At 61.7% G+C, this 17,779-nt stretch carries 14 protein-coding genes; 6 read left to right on the top strand and 8 right to left on the bottom strand.

From position 1 onward, the window contains the following. Window positions 1-460: 460 nt before the first annotated feature. Window positions 461-904 carry a VanZ family protein gene (locus C2868_RS10340; protein ID WP_181003430.1) on the top strand — a complete coding sequence of 148 codons (444 nt, stop codon included), beginning with the start codon at window positions 461-463 and terminating at the stop codon, window positions 902-904. A 33-nt stretch (window positions 905-937) separates the two neighbouring features. On the opposite strand, the gene pseB is transcribed toward C2868_RS10340, so the two are convergent. The 5 genes from pseB to C2868_RS10315 all read right to left on the bottom strand — a co-directional run bounded on the left by pseB (window position 938) and on the right by C2868_RS10315 (window position 5,895). Beyond that, entirely contained in the window at window positions 938-1,927 is a 990-nt protein-coding gene (pseB, locus tag C2868_RS10335; RefSeq protein WP_103663259.1) for a UDP-N-acetylglucosamine 4,6-dehydratase (inverting), read from the bottom strand. Between the two features lie 165 nt (window positions 1,928-2,092). Next, window positions 2,093-2,863 carry a cytidylyltransferase domain-containing protein gene (locus C2868_RS10330; RefSeq protein ID WP_181003429.1) on the bottom strand — a complete coding sequence of 257 codons (771 nt, stop codon included), beginning with the start codon at window positions 2,861-2,863 and terminating at the stop codon, window positions 2,093-2,095. Further along, a complete protein-coding gene (locus C2868_RS10325; protein WP_181003428.1) occupies window positions 2,823-3,872 on the bottom strand; it encodes a glycosyltransferase in 1,050 nt (349 codons plus the stop codon). The genes C2868_RS10330 and C2868_RS10325 overlap by 41 nt, the downstream gene beginning before the upstream one ends. 14 nt (window positions 3,873-3,886) lie before the next feature. Next, entirely contained in the window at window positions 3,887-4,951 is a 1,065-nt protein-coding gene (locus C2868_RS10320) for an N-acetylneuraminate synthase family protein (protein WP_103663257.1), read from the bottom strand. A 2-nt stretch (window positions 4,952-4,953) separates the two neighbouring features. After that, window positions 4,954-5,895 (bottom strand): SDR family oxidoreductase, encoded by a 942-nt coding sequence (locus tag C2868_RS10315; protein ID WP_103663256.1) that lies wholly within the window; start codon window positions 5,893-5,895, stop codon window positions 4,954-4,956. A gap of 254 nt (window positions 5,896-6,149) precedes the next feature. Here C2868_RS10315 and C2868_RS10310 point away from each other — a divergent pair, with 254 nt between their 5' ends. The 4 genes from C2868_RS10310 to C2868_RS10295 all read left to right on the top strand — a co-directional run bounded on the left by C2868_RS10310 (window position 6,150) and on the right by C2868_RS10295 (window position 11,573). After that, window positions 6,150-6,965, top strand: coding sequence for a glycosyltransferase (locus C2868_RS10310; protein WP_181003427.1), 816 nt, complete (start codon window positions 6,150-6,152; stop codon window positions 6,963-6,965). Window positions 6,966-7,095: 130 nt separating this feature from the next. Beyond that, a complete protein-coding gene (locus C2868_RS10305) occupies window positions 7,096-8,436 on the top strand; it encodes a hypothetical protein (RefSeq protein WP_146048040.1) in 1,341 nt (446 codons plus the stop codon). A gap of 62 nt (window positions 8,437-8,498) precedes the next feature. Then, on the top strand, window positions 8,499-9,437 hold the full coding sequence (locus C2868_RS10300; RefSeq protein WP_103663253.1) for a glycosyltransferase family 2 protein: 939 nt from the start codon (window positions 8,499-8,501) through the stop codon (window positions 9,435-9,437). Window positions 9,438-9,473: 36 nt separating this feature from the next. After that, a complete protein-coding gene (locus C2868_RS10295) occupies window positions 9,474-11,573 on the top strand; it encodes an acyltransferase family protein (RefSeq protein WP_103663252.1) in 2,100 nt (699 codons plus the stop codon). A gap of 28 nt (window positions 11,574-11,601) precedes the next feature. Here C2868_RS10295 and C2868_RS10290 read toward each other — a convergent pair whose 3' ends face one another. The 3 genes from C2868_RS10290 to C2868_RS10280 are packed head-to-tail and all read right to left on the bottom strand — an operon-like array spanning window position 11,602 to window position 15,602. Beyond that, window positions 11,602-12,870 (bottom strand): hypothetical protein, encoded by a 1,269-nt coding sequence (locus C2868_RS10290; RefSeq protein WP_103663251.1) that lies wholly within the window; start codon window positions 12,868-12,870, stop codon window positions 11,602-11,604. A gap of 33 nt (window positions 12,871-12,903) precedes the next feature. After that, window positions 12,904-14,103 carry a glycoside hydrolase family 99-like domain-containing protein gene (locus tag C2868_RS10285; RefSeq protein WP_103663250.1) on the bottom strand — a complete coding sequence of 400 codons (1,200 nt, stop codon included), beginning with the start codon at window positions 14,101-14,103 and terminating at the stop codon, window positions 12,904-12,906. Then, window positions 14,100-15,602 (bottom strand): hypothetical protein, encoded by a 1,503-nt coding sequence (locus C2868_RS10280; RefSeq protein ID WP_103663249.1) that lies wholly within the window; start codon window positions 15,600-15,602, stop codon window positions 14,100-14,102. The genes C2868_RS10285 and C2868_RS10280 overlap by 4 nt, the downstream gene beginning before the upstream one ends. 332 nt (window positions 15,603-15,934) lie before the next feature. Here C2868_RS10280 and C2868_RS10275 point away from each other — a divergent pair, with 332 nt between their 5' ends. Continuing rightward, window positions 15,935-17,758, top strand: a complete 1,824-nt coding sequence (locus C2868_RS10275) for a DUF4012 domain-containing protein (RefSeq protein WP_181003426.1) — start codon at window positions 15,935-15,937, stop codon at window positions 17,756-17,758. The last annotated feature ends 21 nt before the right edge of the window (window positions 17,759-17,779 follow it).

Here is a 17,779-nt window from a genome sequence, read left to right as displayed (position 1 = left end):
TCGCCGACAGACCGCGCCATACTCGTCGACGTGGGAACCTGAGCGGCGATTCGCGGAGTCCACAGCGAGTCCAGCGATGGCCGACGCACTCGGGAATCGTTGGCCGTCAACGACGGTGAAGAACTCGCCCACCCCGCGCTGGACTGAGTGAAGTTGCCGGCTCCGTCGTCGTCAGGAAAAATCTGATCCCCCCTGGAACCTTCTCAGCTGACAGTCGGTCAAGACTGTTCTGAGAATACTCCCACAAATGTCTGCGCGCCCCGGGGTACGGTCGAAGCGGCAGCGATGCGAGTCCGCATGACCGTGGGATCTTGTCGCCGCACAGCATGGGCGGTCGACCAGGGGAGAAGGCGTGTCCAACGTGTATGGCGTCCAGACCACCGGTGGCTCAACCTCGAATGCAACGCGGCCGGCACCCCCGCCGCCCAGTCGGCTGCGGTCGGTTCTCGCGTTCGCGGGATTGACTGTCTATCTCGCGATCGTGGTGTGGGCCACGATGTCGCCTACCCCGCTCGACCGAGGATATGAATCGGCGATTAACAGTCTGCTCGGAGTTCTGCACCGGAACGGGATCCCTGAGTGGTTCGGCTACTCGAAACTCGAATTCTCCGCGAACATCCTGATGTTCCTCCCGCTCGGTTTCTTCGTCGCGCTCGCCCTCCCGCGCCGGTTCTGGTGGACGGCATTGCTGGTCGTTCCCGCCTTTTCGGCGGCGATCGAGCTCACGCAGTACGCGATATTGTCGGAGCGCTTCGCGACCGCTCAGGATGTCGCAGCCAACACCATTGGCGGCTACCTCGGTGCCTTCGTCGCCATTGCGATCAGGGCGGCTGTGTACGCGCGCGACGAAAAGGTCGTCGCACGGGCACTGTGGGAGCGCTCAGTCGGCGTCGCGCCGTCGTAGAAGTCCACGCAGGTCGCCCTGCAGCGATCTTCCCTAGAGCTCAGCCTCGATTATTGTGCGGATCTGTTCCTGCGTGTACCACTCATCGTTGCTGTCGGATCTGTAGGCGAATCCGTCGGGCGTGGGAGTGGATCCGATCGGAGCCGAATAGCCCCAGGACGCAATATCTGGCTGAATCACGAAGTAATCGCCGTCCCGGACCACGACGGCTCGTCGCCCCTCTTCGGGACTGATCATCTCTTCGTGGAGCTTCTCGCCAGGACGTAGCCCGACATCCACCAGTTCTGCACCTGGAACTACTGCGTGAGCGAGGTCCACGACCCTCATTGAAGGAATGCGCGGGACGAGGAGCTCTCCGCCTTGCATGAAGTCGAAAGTGTCCACCACCATTTTTACCGCTTGAGGCAAGGTGATGAAGAACCGCGTGCAACGAAGATCGGTGATCGGGAGGGGTTTGCCCTGCTCCCCAAGCTTCCTGAAGAAGGGGATCACGGATCCTCGGGATCCCATCACGTTGCCGTAGCGAACCACTGCGAAGCGTGTCTCGTAGGCCGCCGCATAGTGGTTGCCCGTGATGAACAGTTTGTCGGCGGTCAGTTTGGTCGCACCGTAGAGATTGATCGGGCTGGAAGCCTTGTCAGTCGAGAGTGCAACCACTCTCTTGACGCCCGCATCGATAGACGCTTCGATCACGTTCTGACTTCCGAGAACGTTGGTCTTGACGAACTCGAAGGGGTTGTATTCGGCCGTATCCACTTGCTTGAGCGCCGCAGCGTGCACCACGTGGTCGACACCATGGAGCGCGCGAGCCAGCCTTCGTTCATCGCGGATGTCGCCGATGAACCAGCGAAGACGAGGATCGTCATTGAAGAGATGGCGAACCTCGTACTGCTTGAGTTCGTCGCGTGAAAAGACGACGAGCCGACGAGGATTGAGGTTATCGAGCGCGTAGCGGATGAACGCCTTGCCGAAGGACCCGGTGCCTCCTGTGATGAGGATGCTAGACCCGTGAAGTATGGACACGCGTGGAGGGCCAATCGTCGCTGCGAGTATGTGTGAATTGGCGGGAGCATCTTGCGAGGCTCTTCTGGGTGAGTCACCCAGACAGAATCCTATCGAGCCTCGTGAGCCGATCGAACCGCCGGTCGTGCGTCGGTCGCTATGCCTGCGGTGGTCTCGGAAGGGTGTCTATCGAACAGGTCGTTCCCATCGGCCATCGACCTCGTGCACAGCTTTTTGGGTCACAGTAGCGTTCAGTTCCGCTATCCAAGGGTTGTTGGATGCAACCCGGAGTACATCCATCCAGCCGAATGGTTCGGGCCCGAGCCGATGGGCGATCTCGCGGACAGCTTGAAGGTCCTCCGGCGTGTCGACGGTCCAGCGATAGGTCGAAAGATCTGACTCGAGGTCATCGACGACGATAGAGAACCGGTCGGGGTGGCGGTAGAGATAGGGCATCACGTGCTCGCGATCATGGTCGTCTGTAGCTGTTTTGATCGCGATCTCCAACGCCTCTCGTCGGACAACTTCTACATCGAGACCCACGGGAGACGTCCGTTTCCACGGTGGAGGCAGCCTATTGGAAACGTAGTCCGCGCCTGTCTGTTTTTGCAGATCGAGGAGCCGATCGATGATCGCCGCATCGATGAAGGGGCAATCTGCTGTAACTCGTACGATCGGGTCCGCCAGAGGATACGCATCGAGCACCGTGCCAAATCTGGCAAGCACATCGAAGCTGTCGCCACGGATGACGTCTGCTCCGTATTCCTGAGCTTTCTGGACCAACTCATCGTCCGACGAATCCGTTGTGGTCGCTACCACGATCTCGTCGACGCTGTGTGCGCGCCCAGCACGCTCGATGACCATCTGCAACATACTTCGGCCATCGATGTCGGCTAGGACTTTCGCCGGCAGCCGACTACTCCCCAGCCTGGCCTGAATCACTAGCAGCCCGCCCATCTCGTTTCCTCTCGTGAGATTCGATCGCTCGAAGCGCATACTCCGCAAACCGCGTGCTTGTCTGCTGCCAGTTCGCGTTCTCGCGAATAGCAAGTGTGGCCTGCGACGCTCGACGGGCGGCGTCCTCTGCAAAGCCCGACGACTGCGTGCAGAAGTCGTTCATAACTCGCGAAAGAGCGTGGACATCTCCGGTCGGAAAAGTGTGTCCCGTCGCTTCTCCCACCCATGCCGCGTTCCCGGGGATGTCGGAAACGACTACCGGCAATCCGGCTGCCATCGCCTCAAGCAATGAAACGGACGTTCCGTCGACGACTGACGCCGAGACATAGGCATCAGCGTCAGCCATCCATTGCCGGAGCTCTGCAGGGGACAATTCACCGACAAATCTCACCTGTGCGGCCGACCTGCTCGACATGGCGCGCTCCACCAGACCTGGGGTGAGTGAGCCGTTCCCGGCAATCACCAGTTGTGACTGTGGGTAGCTGGGCGCGATAGCAAGAAAGGCCTCGAGTGCATCTTCCACGCGGTACATCGGGTCATGTCGGCGGATTGAGAGAAAGGTGGGATCGGGTCCGAGGGGCCGATGTGCCGGGAGATTTAGCCACTCCGGATCGAGACCCCAGGGAAAAGTGGCGATGATCCTTGGATCTACGCCGATTCGTACTGCTGCTTCGTTCGTTGCAACGCTGTCTACGAACACGAGGTCGGCGAGCTCCAGCGCTTTGATGGCGATTTCGCGCGCACGCTCCGAGGTTTCAGCATCGAGTAGAAGGTCGTATCCCCAGGACGTCGATATCAAAGGGCCATTCCAGTGCTTAAGAACGAGTTCCGCAGACCGGCCAGTCAGCGGACCGACTTGTGTCACGTCGGGAGCGAAATCCTCGATCTCTCGAAGGAGCGCGCCACTCGAGTCTTGGACGCCGCGGAGGTCCGGGGCTGACACGTCCATACCGGAACTGCGCCAGGCATCGACGAATCGTCGATCGTGACCGCCGTCCGAGTCGCTCAAATAGAGAACCCGAGTCATTGTCCCGCTACATCAGTCCAACGGATGGCGCTGTCGGCTTCCAGATCGATCGTCAGTGTTCGTCCCAACAGTTCACGAACCTGTGAGGCAGGAACCGCGTTTGGCGCCGCAGGCCGTAGCACCGCGAGATCGCCGCGCACGAGCACATGCCCGGCAGGCAGTGCCTCGCGTGCTCGGACTGCACGGCGCTGAACCACTCTGGTCTCGAGCTCGTTCTCTTCGATCTTCTTCAGGGTGCCGCCGAGCGCAAGTTCAAGCTCCCGCGATCGGTGCACCATTTCGCGCCACGAGGTGGGGTCCATCGAGAACTTGTGGTCGGGGCCGTCGCGTCCCGTGTCGTCAGTGAAGTGCTTCTCGATCACTCTGGCCCCCAGCGCGATCGCGCCGAGTGTTGAGGCGTGGCCGGGCGTGTGGTCTGACAGTCCGAGTACCGCGTCCGGAAAGAGCACTCCATACGATTTCAGCACGTTCAAGTTGAGGTATCGGAAGTTCTCAACCGACGCGGTGTAGTTCGTGTTGCATTGCATGAGGACGAGCTGGTCGGTGTACTTCCGGACTGCGTCGATACCGCGGACGACATCGTCAAGGTCCGCTGCACCAGTCGCAAGCAGGATCGGCTTTCCCTTTGCCGCGGTGTACTCGATGGCCTCCAGCCAATCGATATCGCCGCTCCCGATCTTGAAGGCGGGGACAAAAGGGTCCAGCATGTCAACGGCCGCCAGGTCGTACGCAGCGGAGAAGAAGTGGATACCGGCCTCATCACACGCCCGCTTGAGGTGTGGCGTCCACGCGTGTGGGATCGATGCCTCCTCGTACACTTCAACAACGGACTTCTTCCAGGTGGACTGGTGGCTCAGCTTCGCACCGAGCTCACGAAATCCTCGATCGGAGACGATCTCCCTCGCCGTAAAGTTCTGGAACTTTGCCGCGTCTGCACCGGCTTCTGCAGCGAGGTGAATCAAGTCCAGCGCGCGCTCAAGGCTCCCGTCGTGACTAGCAGCGATATCGGCGACGAAGTAGGTGGGGTGATCGAGCCCTATGTCGCGGTCTGCGATCTTCATGTTCACGGGTTCTTCTCCTCGGGGCTGAAAGCGGATAGGGCCGTCCTCCGTCCAGAGCTCGCGTCCTCGGCAAGTCGTTGGAGATCGGATTCCTGCGTGGTGTTTGGGACGTCGATGATCTCGTGAAGGCGATCCGTGTTCAGGGTGAGATTGGAGCCTCGACCTATCGATAGATGTTCACTCGACGTCGAGCGGACGACCCTTCCCGGGTCAAAGCCGAATGCACGCGAAAGGGTCACGCCGAAGTCGAATTTCGTAGTTGGTTGATCATTGACGGCGTGCACGATCCCACTTGCACCTGCACCTTGAAGCGCGATGAGGTGGTCGATCAGGGTTCTCACATACATCGTGCTCACCGTCACATCGGTGAAGCCGGGAGCGTTCTCGCCGCGACTGAGTCGATTGTAAAAAAACTCCGCAAGACTGCGGCTGCGTGAGGGACTCCAGCCGTAGAAGTTTACGCGAGCGACTATTGCAGCAGGATACACATCGAGGACGGCGGCTTCGGCGTCCGCCTTCGTCCGACCGTACTCGGTGGATGGGGATGGGGTATCTGTTGGGACGTACCCGCCCCGCTTGCCGTCAAAAACTGCATCGGTTGACACATGGATGAACTGGGCTCCCAGTTCGCGCGCCTGCGCGGCCAGGTCTTTCGCCGCCCGCACGTTGAGCTCGCGCGCGAGGTCGGGATCACGTTCGCAAGCCTCGATAGACGACACCGCGGCGGTGTGCAGGATGACATCCGCTCTACTTCTTTCCACCAGGCCGATCCGCTCGCTCGGCGATGAGAGATCGACCGCCAACGGTTGAACTCCTCCCATTTTCCGCATCCGTCGAGCGGCGCCAACCACTCGCCGAGATCCGGCAAGATCGAGCACCGCATTTGCCCCCAACAACCCCGATGCGCCGGTGACGAGCCATCTCTCGTCGGCTGAGGGGCTCACTCGCTACTCGCTCGGCCGGCGGTAAGGGAAGGCCTGCTTGCGGGAGAGGTGGACCGTCGGATCATCTGACCATCTTGGCACTTGCGGATCCGACCCGGCGGTCGGCCCCACCCTCGGCCGGGACCCCCAGACCGGAAAGGTCGCCGCACTGTCCGCAGGCTTGGCGCCGCCATCTACCGAGTGGATTGCAGTCAACAACATAGGATGTCCCGGTGGGGTGCGACTAGCTGCGCAGCGAGAGATCAAGGATCGATGTGGACGAACAAATCGACGACGGTCCCTGGTGCACTCTCATCACCGTGACCCACAACAGCGGTCGTGCGCTCGAAGACTACTGGTCGGGCAATACCCCGGATACCGGTATCGAGTGGATTGTGGTCGACAACGCGTCTACTGACGACACATTGCGCATTGCGAAGCGCCTTGGCGCAAGGGTCATCCGAAACGATGTCAATCGAGGCTTCTCCTATGCGAACAACCTGGGGCTGCGCGCGGCGAATGGAAGCTTCATCGGGTTTGTCAATCCCGATCTGCGCGTCGACTTCGAGAAGCTTCCGGCTTTGCGGGCTGTGGCACTGGCTGAGAATGCAGTTGTTGCGCCCCAACTGGAGTATCCCGACGGGGCACTGCAAGCCAATGGTCGCGGCTACCCATTCCTTTCGTCAAAGGTCCGGAATCGGCTCCGGGGCGGAGATCCCCGCTATCTGCTTGTTGCGCAGGATGACGAGCCGCGCCCCGTCTGCTGGGTGATGGGCGCTGCGGTCTTTGCTATGCGCGAGACACTAGATCTTTTCGGCGCCTGGGATGCCCACTTTTTCCTCTACTACGAGGACAAGGACATTTGCCTTCGTGCGTGGAATGCGCGGGTGCCCGTGCTCCTGGTGCCCGGCGCCCGTTTTGTGCACGGCTGGGCGCGTGAGACGACAGGGTTCAGGTTGGCTCCATGGCGGCGCGAACTCGCGTCGATGGCCAAGTTCTATCGGCGGTATCCCGAGTTTCTTCTCGGGCGGTGGGCGGCACGCCGCAAGCATCCAGAAATTCACGCCCGAGTCTTCGGTAGCGAGCAATGAGTCGCAGGAGGATGGGCCAATCCGGTGGGCGAATATCGTGACGCGTGAGTCGCCCCAGCGCTCTACTGGCGTAACCGGGGTGTTGGCGAAATCGGGGTCCGCATATGTCATCGCAACGGTGGCCCCAATCTTGAGCACCTTTGCGGTCACGCCCTTCGTCGTCCGCGCTTTGGGCGCCGACCAGTATGGTGTTGTCGGCATCGGCATCACGCTGTATCAGGTCGGGCTCGTCATTGTGTCACTTGGTTTCCCTGCAGCAATCACCCGGCACGCGATCGTTGGAAGCAGCGGTCCGGCTGGTGCGTCGGGTCTCACTTTGGTCGGGGCCGTGGGCGCGATCCTTCTCGGCGCACTCGCCGCCGCGACGTCCGGATGGTGGGCCGGTCTGGTCATTGAGGGGCAAAGCCCCGCGCTCCTCATTGCGCCGGTCGTGTCTTCCGTGGGGCTTGGCATCGTGATGCTCGCACAGTCATTCCTCAGGGGAGTCGACCGCGTGCGTGAGTTTGTGCTTTTGGGGATGATGGCGGCAATACTCCCGCCACTCAGCGGTCTCATTTTCATCTTGGGTGGAGAAGCTTCGGCGGCTCGCTATCTCTGGCCGATGGCGATTGCGCACGTTACCGTTGGGCTCATCGCCCTCCTCGGGGTCGTGCGCCTGTGCCGCCCAGTGATCGTAGCTGCCGAGATACGGCGCTCACTCTGGATCGGTCTCCCCACCCTCCCTCATCAAATGGCGACTTCTGTGCTGACGGTCACGCTCGTCGTTTCCGCGGGGAGTGTCGTTGGCGTCGCGTCTGCCGGTGCCCTGCAACTCGCACTCCTGCTCGGCACAGCGCCCATGGTGGTAATCGGTGCGTTCAACAACGCGTGGGCGCCGTTGATCTACCGCACGCCCGACGACGACCGCAAACGAGTGCTGACTGAGACGACTTGGCTTGTCTCGATGCTCTGCCTGGTACTCGTAACTGGCTACGCGTCTGTCGCACCGCTCCTCGCATTCTTCATCGGTGGAGCCGCAGGGGCATCGATCCTGCCTCCCTCATTGGTCGCGGCGGCGGGCGCATCGTTCATGGTCGTGTACCTCGCTCATGTACATCTGGTGTTCCTGCGCGGTCGTACCTGGCCCCTTGCCCTGACCACTCCCACATCTGTTGCAGTGGCACTTGCGGTTGTCTATCTTGTCCTTCATGTGACTGGCGTTGACGACCTGCGACTCTTTGCGCTCGCGCTACCTCTGTTCTACGGCCTGCAATCCGTTGCGGCTATTCTGCTTGCGCGCACGTCCGGGTACGACCTGCCGCGGCTATCGGGTTCGATTGGCTTTCTTGTAGCCGCCAGCGCGTGTTGCATCGCGCTGGCGTTCCTCTCGCCCCCTCCGGTGGTTGGCATCCTCGCGTTCTGCAGTTCGGTCGCTTTCGTAGCTTTTTTTGTCTTGCGCTGGCGACGCAGAACGCAAGATTCGCGCCTCTGACGTGCTCCACCATCTTTCGCCACCGCGCATCGTTGATCACCCCGCACAGCCGAGGAGTACGAATGATTTCTGAACACGCCAAGGTCGGTATCGTCACCGTCACGTACAACAGCGCAGAGGTTCTCGAGGACTTCCTGGATAGCCTCGTGGCGCAGGTCGGTGCGAACTTGCACGTGTACATCGTTGACAATGCCTCGGCGGACCGAACTCTGGAAATAGTCGAGCAGTACGACGGAAAGTTGCCGATCACAACCATCGCCAACAGTGAGAACACGGGAATCGCCGTCGGCAACAACCAGGGGACCGAACAGGCAATCGCCGATGGGGTCGACTGGATTTTGTTCCACAACAACGACACGATCCTTCCTCCCGACGCTGTCGCGACCCTGGTTCAGGTCGCAAGCGCCAACTCGATCGATCTCCTCTCGCCGCTCATTGAAGCCACTGATCCGCCGGGGTCGGTGTGGTACGCCGGGGGAGACATCAACCGCGCGTTGGGGATGAAGCCCACGCATTCCTCCGCGGGAGGGGCGATCGCAGATGTACACATCGAACTCATGCCGGTCGGATACGCATCGACCTGCAGCCTCCTCGTGAATCCGCGTGTTCTCCACGACATCGGGCTGATGGATCCCGTGTACTTCGTTTACTACGACGACATCGATTTCGCGGTCAGAGTGGTGGATGCCGGATACCAGTTCTGGCTTACACCGGCGACGACAGTCATCCACAAGGCAAGCAGCCTCACGGGTGGTCCGGACTCGCCGTTCTTCATTCGGTGGCGTTCGAGGAACTGGGTGCTCATCGCCCGGAAATACACCCCGCGCGCGAAACGGTGGATGCCGTTGCTCTACATTCAGGCATGGGCGTTGGCGCGACTGGTGCTCAGACGGGACAGCTGGACCGCCTGGAAACTGAGGCAGAAGAGCTTCCGAGAAGGGATGCGCGTGCCCACCGACACGGTCGCCCCGAGGTTGCCAGCCCGTCCGAACCCCGAGTGACGGGCGCGGACATCGGGCGTAAGACATGAGAGATCAATGACAGCAACGCAAGCCCGTGCGTCGACCAAGCAGGCCGCCCAACCAAGCCCCGTTCGACTCGACATTCAGGCATTGCGCGCCGTCGCCGTCGGGCTGGTCCTACTGAATCACCTGTGGCCGGAACGCCTGACAGGCGGATATATCGGTGTCGATGTCTTCTTCGTGATCTCGGGTTACCTGATCACTGCGCACCTCGTCAGAGACGCCAACACGTCGGGTCGAATCAACCTTGCCAAGTTCTGGGCGCGTCGGGCAAAGCGTCTACTTCCAGCGGCCCTAGTGGTCCTGTCGGTGACCGTCGTGCTGACTGCCGTGTGGCTTCCACTCACGAGTCAACGGCAGTCGTTCAATCAGATCGGTGCGGCCGGGGCGTACATTCTGAACTGGATCCTCGCCGCGACATCGATGGATTATTTCGCGCACGACGTTGCGCAATCACCGGTCACGCACTACTGGTCGCTCTCTGTTGAAGAGCAATTTTATATCGTTTGGCCGCTGCTGATCCTCGCCGGTATTGGCCTGACGCGGCGCCGATCCAGAGCGGTGCGGACGGCGGCAATCATTGCGGCTTTGGCAGCCGTCTTCGCCGCTTCGCTTGCTTGGGGCATCTACAGTTCCGCGTCCACTGGCAACGCTGCCTACTTCGAGACGACGGGCCGGGCGTGGGAGTTCGCGGCTGGTGGACTGTTGGCGTTCGTCCCCGCTGCCTCTGCGCGACTTCAGCTGTGGCTCATCCCGGTTGCTTGGGCCGCATGGGGCGCGATCGCATTCGCCGCCTGGACGTTCGATGCCCAGAGCGGCTTCCCTGGGGTGCTCGCATTGGTTCCCGTGGCCGCGACATCGACGCTGATTTGGATCGGCGACATCAAGCACTCTTGGTCGCCGAACGGGATCACATCCCTAGGGCCCGTGCAGTTCCTCGGGGGCATCTCCTACTCTGTCTACCTTTGGCACTGGCCACTCATCGTCGTCGCACCTTTCATGCTTGATCGCGAGATCACCGCGAAGGACAAGCTCATGATCCTCGGTGTGACTTTGCTCCTCGCTTACCTGTCGAAACGGTTCATCGAGGACCCCGTCCGGTTGTCACAGCAGCCCGTGCTCAGCAGTCCGCGGATTGTCCTGGCGCTGTCAGCCGCCTCTGTGCTGCTCCTGCTCTTTGCGACCATTCCCCTGGCAAACCGGATCACGAGTCAAGCGATGTCGTCGGCGCAAACTATGCATGCTCGAGCGATTGCACCCGATGAGTGCTTCGGTGCCCAAGCCGCCCTCTCGGGTTCTACCTGCCCGGACTCTCATCAGATCGACGATCCGTCGACTGTCCTGGCCACGTGGGGTGTCCAGGATGATTCAGTTGCAAACGGCTCGGTCTGCTTGCAGTTGCGTGGCAACCCCGACATCCTCAACTGCTCCTTCGGCGTGCCGGAGGGCGAGCAGGACATTAATGTCGCTCTGGTGGGCGACTCCCATGCGGGCATGTGGTCCACGGCACTGGATGCAATCGCAGGCGAGTACGGCATCCGGGTCACAACTTTCTTGAACTCCGCATGCCCGGTGACTCTAGACCGCGGAATTGTCGGCGCCAGCGATCACATCCCCGCCCACCAATCCGCGTGTTTGAAATGGCGGGAGGAGGTCGTGGCTGTCGTCGCGTCGAGTCCCGATATCGATGTTGTCATTGCCTCCAACCGTGACCGCAGCTACTCCACGGCAGAGGGCGTCCCCGACGGCGGCCAGGGCTACGCGGCGGCATGGCAGACCTGGCTCGACGCGGGGAAACAGGTGATCGTCATCAAAGACGCTCCCACTTTTGCCGATTCCGTGCCGCAGTGCATCGCAACGTCAGGGAACTCGGGCGAGACGTGCACGGTCCCTCGCCTCCCGTCGCCTAGCCCGATGGAGCTGGCCGTGTCCCAGATCGACAGCAGCCGACTCGCACTCATTGACTACTCGAACGTCTTCTGCGACGTGACCACCTGCTACGCGGTGATTGGCGGCATACCCGCCTACCTCGACACCGAACATCTCACGGCAGACTTCGCGCGCTCATTCGGCGGAGATTTCCTATCCGAGCCCCTCGGATCATCGCCCCAGTAAGCGCTCTGTGCTCACGTGCTCCAGAAAATCAGCGTTTCGTGAATCTCTGAACGAACGTGTCGAGAGCCTCACGGCTGTCGTCGCCGGTGTTGGCGACGATGGAGGCTGAGAGTTGGTCAAATTCTGCGCTCTTAGTTGCCGTCGGCGCGAGCAGGTAGTCGACGAGGTCAGGTGGTTGAGTAAGTCGAACGAATTGGACGTCGCAAGGCAGTTCACGGGAAGGGCTAGCGACCACCGCGCCGCGTGAGCCCGCTAGGAGCGCGTCGACGAGGGATGACGAGCCAACGACGACCACGACTGCTGAGGGGCCCGCCACCGTGCTCAGCGAGTCTGTTCCTCTCGAAACCAGGTCGACGCTCGTTGCGAGCCGTCGCCACGCGCCTTGCAGCGATTCGGGTGGCGTTGAAGGGTGCACTCGAAGTGTCGTGCGCAGCCCCATGCTCGTGGCTGCTTCAAGGATCTTGCGCAGCGAGTTCTCTTCATTCGCATCGAGCGTCTCTGCGGAGTGACAGATGAGCAGGTCGCGGGGCGGTGTGGAGTCTGTCATTCGGCGAACGAGGTCGATGCGCCCAACAATGTGAGTGGAGGTGGTCGGCGACTCGCTCGCTAGCCAATCGCGCTGAGCCTCTCCCCAAGCCAGCGCGAATTTTGCGACCACTGGCAAGTAATTCTTCCGGCTCGGAGACCCATGAAAGAAGGTAGCGGTCCGTTGCGTGAACTGGTTCGCGACCCAGATGAGGGGGTGCGAATATGCCGCGCGGTCGAAGTCGGTGAGCGCTACGAGTGATTCCGTTGACTTCGATAGCGCTCGGAACGCGAGCTCGTACCGGGATGCCTGCGCGAGGAAAAGGAACTCACGCCATGCCAATGCTCCGTCGATTCGAGCCAACGCAGCACGTGGAGTGCGTGCCCTGCACCTCAACGCGAACCAGACTGCACGAACCGTTGCGTGTCGTGAAAGTGCCCTGAGCCCAAGGCCGGGAAAGTCGACGTCCACCGCCAGCGACTCTGCTGCGACAGCCCGATCAGTGACTACCTGAGCACGTCTGCGGCGGCGGAGCACGGACGCGATCTCGCCGGAGAACCGCTCGCCATGTGCGACGGGGTTGGCGACGACGAGGATGAGGTCGGAATCGATCGTCAGTCGTCTGCGGGTGAGTCGCAAGCAGCCGATGATCAAGGCGACGAAGCCCAACAGTCCCGCACGTGTGCTGTGACTGTTGTTGAGATGGTCGCCGACCTGCAGGCTTTCGATCACTTCCTCGCTGACATCGCGCGGCACGAGCGTTCTAGTCATTCCGTCCAACTTCGATATACGGAGGCAATGAAACTACCGCAGACGGGATCGCGCGATGTTCGCGGCGGTGCGCGACACGCCCAGGACGCTCCCCGCTGCAGTCGACGCGATGGACCTCAACCATCCCCATGTCGGTCGCCCCGCCCGGGGGGTCTTGCTCTGCGACGAGTCGGGCGGCGCGTCGTAGTTCGTGGCGCGCAAGTACGCGTCCCCGTGCCTCCCGTCGGGTTCCAGGTAGGCGCCTTCGGCCCATTCGTTCCAGGCGTTCACGAAGACGAGGCCATCCTGACCGCGCGCGCCCATTTCGTGCGTGCGCGCGTCTTTCAGCCATCGCCGGTAAAGCTCCGGCGTCGAGCCGACGTAGATGGTAGCCCGTGATCGACGGCGGGGACTATTGTCCCAGCCTGGAGCGACTCCTCGGTACCGGACGAAACGAGGCTCACGTCGCCGTGAAAAGCGGCGAGCCAGCCGAGGATACGACATCAGGCGTCCTCTGAACTCCTTATCGAGACCGTTCAGCGGACGGAGTTGAGCGACCGACAAGACGTTGGATCCGACCGGCGGGAACTCCGCCACGGCATCAACGCCGTAGCTCTCGGGTCTGATGCCGGGCTTGGTCTCGGCGGCCACGAGATGAAGCTCCCCGGCGCCGTGTTCGCGGGCGAGATCACGCCATCTCGACGCCATCTGCTTGGCGTCGGGGATGTGATCGATGCGATGGACCATGAGCACTGCCGCACCGGCATGTGTCCGCAAGTACCGTCCGTCGAGGAGGTACGGCAGGAGCGCCAGGAAGGAATCGTCGACGAACCCTTCGTCGTAATTCTGACCGATCAGCACTTCTGCATCCTTGCCGTCCCATCGGCGCGACCAGTTCTCGTTCGCCCAAGACAGGCAGAAAGGGAAGTCCGGACCATCGGTGAGGAAGTTGTCGACGGGCGTCTCCAGCAACCGCTTGCCGGAGAACCAGTAGAAATAGAAGCAGAAGGCATCGATGTCGTTTGCCGCCGCGAGAGCCGCCTGTTTGTGCATGATCTGCGCATCACGGAGGTCGTACTCGCCGAGGTCGCCAGCGACAGCCGGCTGGTCATGCGCAAAGAATGTCGGCGTGGCGCGGCGAACGTTCGTCCACTCGGTGAAACCTTCCCCCCACCATTCGTCATTCTCAGGAATCGGGTGGAACTGCGGCAAATAGAAGGCGACGGTGCGTGGCCGCCCGGGCTTGGGCGTCATGATCTGTTTGCTCCTTGGACGGGGCTGGGCAAGGGGAGCGGAGGGGAGCTCTTGGGCAGAAGCAGGAAACGGGTTACCAACCCCACCGCGATGGCTAGTAGGAGATATCCGAGTACTTCATAGAGAGAGCCGCGGAGCACGATGAACAGGAGTGCTGCGACGGGCGCGTCGACCAAGACGCCGAAATTCGGCTCCCGTGTGAGCGGCGTCGACCCCGTTGAAGCAAGCCCCTCACGGATGATTCCGAAGAGGGCTCCCAGCGCGAGGAAGGTAATCACCGTCAGTCCGACTCCGCCAACGAAGTACGACTCACCCCAGAGCGGCATGGAGACATTGGTGAAGCTCATGCCCGTCTCGCGGGCTACCAGTGGTCCGGTGCCGTGGCCTTGGACATCGCGCGCTAGTACAGGAATCCACCGAAGCAAGGGCGCGACGAAGAGCTCCCATCTGGATGTCTCGTGCGATGGAAGCGGGTCGTCGATCGAGACCGCGCGACACAGCATCTCGAACGCATCGAAATCGAACCCGGTCAGTGAGTACTGGGGGAGGAACAGCTCGAGCTTGTTGCTGCCCGTTCCGTCGCCGCGCGCCAAGTCGAGACTGGGGAATACCGTGACGAAGGCGACCAGAATCCCCAAGGGCATGAATCGTTGCCACAGGGAGCCGGCCAGTATTGCGCCCGCAATCGCGATCACGAACGCGCCCGAGAGGAATCTCGAGCCGATCAACGGGTTGGTTACGACGAACCCGACCCCCGTCGCGGCGTAAAGCAGGACGGGGCGCACTTTCATCGTTGATCGCCGAAGCGCCCAGCCGATCGCGGGAATACAGATTGCGCCGGCTGTCGCGACAAAATACAGCGTTCCGAAACCGACGATGTCGGCGAGCGCGACCACCCGCTGCTGGAAGAGCGTCTTTCCCGTGAAGAGTGCTGATCCGACGAATACTGCGAATACCGTCGCGGCGAGAGTGTAAGTCGCGAGAACGTACTCGAAGAGATTTACGCTTCGCGGACGGCGCCGTGCGATGAGGCTCGACTTGCCGCCCGGGGCGCGACGGCTGCGGTTGGCCACGATCGCTGGGCGCAGTCGATTGACGGCAACGGAGGCGACGGCGACAGCCACGCATCCGATCAGAACGATCGCTTGCGCGGTCGCGATCTCGCTCGGGGTGAACTCGCCATGCCAGGGGAACGAAGTCCCGCCAATCTGGTAAGCCGGAGCCAGCCCCAAGAACAAAAATGCCCAAAGCCAGAAGACTGAAAGACTCAGGCTCAGCGTGCGCCCGGTCGCGCTCCACACGAAGGCGCTCGCCGTAGCGAGTGGAGTGATTGTGGCGAGGACTGTCACGACCGGTGACCATTGGTGTCCGAAGAGCGCGGAGCAGGAAGCAGGCACAGCAAGGAGCGCGGCGACGACGCAGTACAGGACCATCACCCAATGCCGCTGAAAGTACCCGACGACCGATTGCACCGCGGTGTTCTTGTCAGGTGAGGCCATAGGCGCATTCCTCCCGCCAAAGCCTCGATGGGGGTCGCTGGCATTGCGTCACTCGGACGCGACGTTCACTGGCTCGTTGCGGCCTCCGGTGCCACTCCATGGATATATCCCCATTCAACAGCGAGGTGCGCCGCCGTGCGCGGGATCCACCCACACGACCGCCCGATTTCCACGTTACCCGAGCAGTTGCGACATCTCGGCAGCGCAGGCGGGTTGAAACCGCTGCACGAGGCACTGGCTATCCGGATGCCTCGTACAGCGGTTTCGCAACACCCCTGTGGTTGAATCGTGGCGTGTCTGCCCTCTCTCACGCTCCGTCGTCGCGTCGCGCCGTGAGGTCGAAAAAGCGCCAGCCTCTCGTGCGACGTTGGTGGTTCTGGGCCATCATTGCTGTCGTCGCATATGTTGTGCTTTCGTCGGTGTGGATCGGCGTTCGGGGGCTTCAAGCGAAGAACGATCTTGAAGCTGCCCAAGCGCAGATCGGCGCCCTCAAGGACCAGGCGCTCGCCCTCGACATCGACGCGGCGAGCGCGACACTCGCGCAGATCTCCACGCATACCGAGCGCGCTGCAGCGAATACCAGTGATATCGTTTGGCGGATCGCCGAGATCGTCCCTTTCCTCGGGCCGAACCTGACGGCAGTGCGTGAGATCGCCGAGATCACGGACGACATGATGTCGGGTGTTGCTGTGCCCCTGCTGTCGGTGGCGGCGGCGGTCGACCCCGCCTCTTTCGCGCCGAAGGACGGGGCGCTCGATCTCTCTCCTTTCAGCGCTGCGATCCCGGCGGTGGCCCGGGCGAACGAGACCATGATCGCTGCCGTCGACAAGGCAGATTCGATGCCTGAGCAGTGGATCGTTGGACCCGTCGCCGATGCGCGCACCAAGATCGCCGACATGCTGGCCGAATTCGCCCCCACCATCGCCACGCTCGACGTGGTGGTACCGCTGCTTCCGCCTGCCATGGGTGCCGATGGTCCGCGCAACTATGTGCTGGTTTTTCAGAATCCTGCTGAACCGCGGGCTCTGGGCGGGGCAGCGCTGAGTTTCACCCTCATCCAGGTCGATCAGGGCAAGATCTCCCTCCTCGAGACCAAGGCTGCGTCGACGGGGGCATTCTCGCGGTATCCCGAGTCTGTGATCCCTATTCCCGACGGTGCGCAAGACGTCTACCCGTACGGCGAGTTCGGCACCTTCATCCCTGAAGCAACTGCCAGACCCAGCTTCACCACGGCAGGCGAGATTATCCACGAGATGTGGCAGCGCGAGTTCGGCCAGAGCATCGATGGTGTCCTGTCAGTCGATCCTGTGGCCCTCAGCTATCTTCTTCGGGCCACGGGGCCTATCTCCACTCCAACAGGCGATGTCCTGGATTCCACGACCCTGGTGCCACTCCTTCTCAACACGATCTACCTGCGGTACAACAGCCCGAACGCAGTGGCGAACAACCTCGCGCACGACGCGGTCTTCGCCGGGGTGGTTGGGGCGGTCTTCGGCAAGCTGACCACGGGTCCGCTCGATGCGAAGGAACTGCTCAACGCGCTCGCGCAGGGTTGGAATGAGCGCCGGGTGCTCTTCTGGAGCGCGCACGAAGATGAGCAGGCACTCATGGGCGAGGTCGGCCTCAACGGCGAACTCCCCATCTCTGACGAAGCGACTGTACGTGCCGGGCTCTACCTGCAGGACAGTGTGGGTTCGAAGAACAGCTTCTATCTGAGACAGTCGGTCCAGCTCGGGTCGGCGCAGTGCTTCGACGACGGGCGTACCTATTACAAGGTGCAGCTCGACGTCAGCAACACGATGGATCCGTCGGTCGCGGGAACGCTGCCCTTCCACATCACAGGCGAGTGGGCGAAGGTCGGAACGCAACCGGGAGTGAACCGCATGACGATCCGTCTCTATGCCCCGCCCGGGTCGGAGATTATTGGCGCCACGCTGGACGGTGCACAGGTAGCACTGCCCGCGATGCACGACACCGACTACCCCGTAGGGAAAACGGTAATCGAGGTCGCTCCGGGCGGCGCGAAATCACTCATCTACTACTTCGCGCTCGGGGGCGATCAGGCTCGTGAGTTCGAAGCCCAGATCACGCCGCTAGTCACCCCGACTGCTGTGGAGATCACTGCCCTGGACTGCGCCGCCATTCCACAGTCCTGAGCGGTCCGCAAGCGCCGGCGC

Source organism: Microbacterium sp. CJ77 (assembly GCF_002911615.1).
GTDB lineage: Bacteria > Actinomycetota > Actinomycetes > Actinomycetales > Microbacteriaceae > Microbacterium.
The sequence above is the reverse complement of the archived record's forward strand: the minus strand, read 5'-3'. Positions and strand labels throughout refer to the sequence as shown.